This window comes from Desertihabitans aurantiacus, assembly GCF_003344635.1.
Taxonomy (GTDB): domain Bacteria; phylum Actinomycetota; class Actinomycetes; order Propionibacteriales; family Propionibacteriaceae; genus Desertihabitans; species Desertihabitans aurantiacus.
This window is the reverse complement of the sequence record NZ_QPKK01000291.1, coordinates 1-4424: the sequence shown is the minus strand read 5'-3', so window position 1 is coordinate 4424 and position 4424 is coordinate 1. Positions and strand designations below refer to the sequence as shown.

At 74.3% G+C, this 4424-nt stretch carries 4 protein-coding genes; all 4 read right to left on the bottom strand.

Features of this window, described 5'->3' with window-relative positions; genetic code table 11:
* Positions 1–573: thiamine pyrophosphate-binding protein (locus DVA66_RS17495; RefSeq protein ID WP_269801639.1), on the bottom strand; the 573-nt coding region annotated here is incomplete at its 3' end.
* Positions 570–1526 carry an o-succinylbenzoate synthase gene (locus DVA66_RS17490; RefSeq protein WP_456297818.1) on the bottom strand — a complete coding sequence of 319 codons (957 nt, stop codon included), beginning with the start codon at positions 1524–1526 and terminating at the stop codon, positions 570–572. The genes DVA66_RS17490 and DVA66_RS17495, both read right to left, overlap by 4 nt.
* 203 nt (positions 1527–1729) lie before the next feature.
* Positions 1730–4009, bottom strand: coding sequence for an alpha-xylosidase (gene yicI, locus DVA66_RS17485; RefSeq protein ID WP_114561206.1), 2280 nt, complete (start codon positions 4007–4009; stop codon positions 1730–1732).
* Positions 4006–4424: Beta-galactosidase C-terminal domain (locus DVA66_RS17480; protein WP_198671901.1), on the bottom strand; the 419-nt coding region annotated here is incomplete at its 5' end. The genes DVA66_RS17480 and yicI, both read right to left, overlap by 4 nt.

The following is a 4424-nucleotide window of genomic DNA, read 5'->3' as shown; positions in this document are numbered from 1 at the left end:
GGCGTCCAGCGGGTCCAGCGGCCGATCGGGTACCAGCGGCTCGGTCAGCTCGAGGTTGAGGTGGACCGGGCCGGGAGTGCCGGTGCGGACACCGGTGGCCGCGGCCAGCAGCCGCCGGACGGCGCCGGTCAGCGCCTCGACCGGGCGGACCGACAGCCGGGCGCCGGCGCGGACGGCCTCGCCGAAGATCGCGACCTGCTGGGTGGTCTGGTTGGCGCCGGTGCCGACCACCGCGGCCGGCCGGTCGGCGGTGAGGAGCACCAGCGGGACGTGGGCGTGGGAGGCCTCGAGGACGGCGGGGTGCAGGTTGGCCACCGCGGTGCCGGAGGTGGTGATGACCGGCACCGGACGTCCGCTGGCACGGGCCATGCCGAGGGCGGTGAAGGCGGCGCTGCGCTCGTCGATGCGGACGTGCAGCCGCAGCAGCCCACCGCGCTCGGCGGCCTCGACGGCGTAGGCGAGCGGCGCGCTGCGCGAGCCCGGCGAGACGACCACGTCGGTGACCCCGCCGGCCACCAGGGCGCTGACCACCGTGGTGGCGGCGGTGATGCTCTCGGGGTGGGCGCCGATCATGCCGCCGCCGCGCGGGTGGTGTCCCAGCGGTGCTGCCAGGAGGCGGCGGTGTCGGCGTCGGCGACCACGGTGGGGAACAGGTCGGGGGCGGGGGCGCTGGTGCGGACGGCGATCGCGCCGTCGGTGGCGACGAGCGGGTCGCTGGTGACGTCGTCGTGCAGCAGCGGGACGGTGTTGAGCCCGCAGGCGAAGGGCAGCTCGGGCAGCGCGGCGGCCAGCGCCACCCCGGCGGTGAGCCCCACCGAGGTCTCCAGCGCGCTGGAGACGACCACGGGCAGCCCGAGCCGCTCGGCCAGCTCCAGGCAGGCCCGGACGCCGCCCAGCGGCTGCACCTTGAGCACGGCGACGTCGGCGGCCTCCGCGGCCACCACCCGCTCGGGATCGCCGGAGCGGCGGATCGACTCGTCGGCGGCGACGCGGACGTCCCAGCCGCGGCGGGCCAGCCGGCGGCGCAGCTCGGCCAGCTCCTCGACGGTGGCGCAGGGCTGCTCGACGTACTGCAGCCCCGTCCGGCGCAGCACCCCGACCGCGCGCTCGGCAGCATCGACGTCCCAGGCGCCGTTGGCGTCGACCCGCACCGCACCGTCGGGTCCGAGGGCGTCCCGGACGGCCTCCACCCGGGCCTCGTCGTCGGCCAGGGTCTGCCCGGGCTCAGCCACCTTCACCTTGGCGGTGCGGCAGCCCGAGGCGGCCGTCAGCTGGTGGGCCCGCTCGGCGTCCACGGCCGGGACGGTGCAGTTCACCTCGACCTCGTCGCGGACCGGCGGCGGGAACCCCTCCTCAGCCGCCTCGCGGCAGGCCCGCCACCACGGCACCAGCTCGGCGCCGGAGTAGTCGAGGAACGGGCTCCACTCCGCCCAGCCGGCGTCCCCGCGCACCAGCACGCCCTGGCGTCGGGTGATCCCGCGGAACCGCGTGCGCATCCCGATGTCATAGACCTCGATCCGCTGCACGCAGCGACCCTAGCCGCACCCACCGCGGCCACGCCCTCCTCCACACAGCTTCGCCGGACGTCCAGCGACCACGCGGATCCTGCGCCGGAGTCGTCGACGGCCGCCGACGGTTGCGCACAGTGGCGCGGCTCCGCTCCGGCTGGCGGGCCACCGTGGAGCAAGATCCCGGTGGCACCCCGCGCGGATCCCGCCACAACGGGCGGTCACCAGGCCAGGCGGGTCTCCGTGGCGCCGACGGCGGACGCGTCGGCGGCCACCGAGCCGTCGGGGCCGATCCGGACGACGCGCCAGGGCTTGTCGGTGCCGGTGGCGACCACCCGGATGCCCTCGGTGTCGCGGCTGACCACCCAGGTGGCGTCGCCGTCGGCGGTCGGGACGCGGACGGTCGTCTCCGCGCCCACGGCCAGCTCGCGGACCTCCAGGGTCAGCCCGTCGACGTGGTCGTAGTCAGGGCGGTCGGTCCGGGCGCCGCGGGGCAGCACCGCACCCTCGCGGACGTAGAGCGGCAGCGAGTCGAAGCCGTGCCGCTCGGCGAACCAGGCCGGGCCCTGCCGGCGCTCACCGGTGAGCAGGTGCGTCCAGGTGCCGGCCGGCAGGTAGTACTCGACGTCGCCGGCGGCGTCCAGCACCGGCGCCACCAGCAGGCTGTCGCCCAGCATGTACTGGGTGTCCAGCCCGCGGGCGGTCCGGTCTCCCGCGTGCTCCAGCAGCATCGCCCGCATCACCGGCAGCCCGCGCTCGGTGGCCTCCGCGCCGAGCCGGCGCAGGTAGGGCATCAGCGACATCTTCAGCCGGGTGAACTGACGGGTGACGTCGACGGCCTCCTCGTCGAAGGCCCACGGCACGCGGTAGGAGCTCGACCCGTGCAGCCGGGAGTGCGAGGACAGCAGCCCGAAGGCCACCCACCGCTTGAACACCGCCGGGTCGGGCGTCCCCTCGAACCCACCGATGTCGTGGGACCAGTAGCCGAAGCCCGACAGCCCCAGCGACAGGCCACCGCGCAGCGACTCCGCCATCGAGACGAAGGTGGACTCGCAGTCACCGCCCCAGTGCACCGGGAACTGCTGCCCGCCGGCGGTCGCGGAGCGGGCGAAGAGCACCGCCTCGGTCTCCCCGCGCTCGCGCACCAGCAGGTCGTGCACCGCCTTGTTGTAGGCCTGGGCGTACCAGTTGTGCATGCGTTCGGGGTCGCCGCCGTTGTGCCAGCGCACGCCCTCGGTGGGGATCCGCTCGCCGAAGTCGGTCTTGAAGGCGTCCACGCCCTGGTCGAGCAGGGTCTTGAGCTTGGAGGAGTACCACTCGACGGCGTCGGGGTTGGTGAAGTCGACCAGCGCCATCCCGGCCTGCCACATGTCCCACTGCCAGACGTCGCCGTCGGTGGTGCGCAGCAGGTAGCCGAACTCCCGCCCCTCCTCGAACAGGGCCGATCGCTGGGCGATGTAGGGGTTGATCCAGGCCGAGATCCGCAGCCCCTTGTCCCGCAGCCGCTGCAGCATCCCGGCCGGGTCGGGGAAGGTGTCCGGGTCCCAGACGAAGTCGCACCAGTGGAACTGCCGCATCCAGAAGCAGTCGAAGTGGAAGACGCTGAGCGGCAGCTCCCGCTCGGCCATCCCGTCGACGAAGGAGGTGACGGTCTGCTCGTCGTAGCTGGTGGTGAACGAGGTCGACAGCCACAACCCGTAGGACCAGTCCGGCACCGCACCGGGACGCCCGGTCAGCCGGGTGTAGCGGTCGAGGACGTCGGCCGGGGTCGGTCCGGCGACGACGTAGTACTGCAGGTGCTCGCCCTCCACGGAGAACTGGGTGCGCGAGACCACCTCGGTGCCCACCTCGAAGCTGACCCGCTCGGGGTGGTCGACGAAGACGCCGTAGCCGCGGTCGGACAGGTAGAAGGGGACGTTCTTGTAGGCCTGGTCCGAGGACGTCCCGCCGTCGGAGTTCCACAGGTCGACCGACTGGCCGTTGCGGACGAACGGGGTGAACCGCTCCCCCATCCCGAACAGCTGCTCCCCCACCGACAGCCCGAGCTGCTCGTGCACGAAGTGGCGGCCCTCGGCGTCGGTGACGAGCCCGATGCTGCGACCGCCGGAGCTGGTGAGCACCCGGTCGCCCTCGAGGAAGTCGCAGGCCCAGCCGCCGTCGGTGGCGAAGCGGGCGGTCAGCGGGCCGGAGCTGAGGCTCACCCAGCCCTCGCCCTCCTCGCAGCGCACCTCGACGTCGGGGTCGGTGGTCAGCTCGAAGGACGGGTAGCGCGGCAGCCGGCCGCGGTGGTGCTCGATCCGCACCCCGAGGACGCCCTCGGCCGGGGAGGTCACCGTGACCGTCACCACCGGGCGGTTGAGGGTGTCACCGCGCTTGGTGATCCGCGCGGTGGGGGCGTAGAGCACCAGCCGGGAGCCGTCGAACTCATGGCTCTCGACCTCCTGCGGCCGGAGCACGCTGACCCCGGGTAGCAGCTGCCAGTACCCGTCGGTGAACTTCACACTTCCTCCTTCGTCAGCACCCGCACCTCGTCGGCGTGCAGCTCGACGGCGTCCCGGTACCGGGTGCCGCTGAGCAGGTCGGTGGTCGCGCCGGGGACCGGCACGGTGCGCACCTCCTGCCCGTGGTTGATCAGGAACGTCAGCCCGCCGCGGACGACGGTCTCGACGTCCGGGACGGCGGGCGGGGCCTGCACCCCGGCCAGCTCGAGGGCACGGCCGAGGACGGCGTCCAGCAGCGCGGCGTCGGGCACCGTGGAGACCAGGCCGACGCGCCCGGCGCCGGCCGCGGCCGTCATCACCGCGGGTCCTCCGCCGGCCGGGCCGCCGGCGAACCGGGCCCACACCTCGGCGGAGTCGACCTCGAGCCACTCGGCCCAGGTGTCGGCGCGCCCGGTCGGGAGCCCGGCACCGTGGT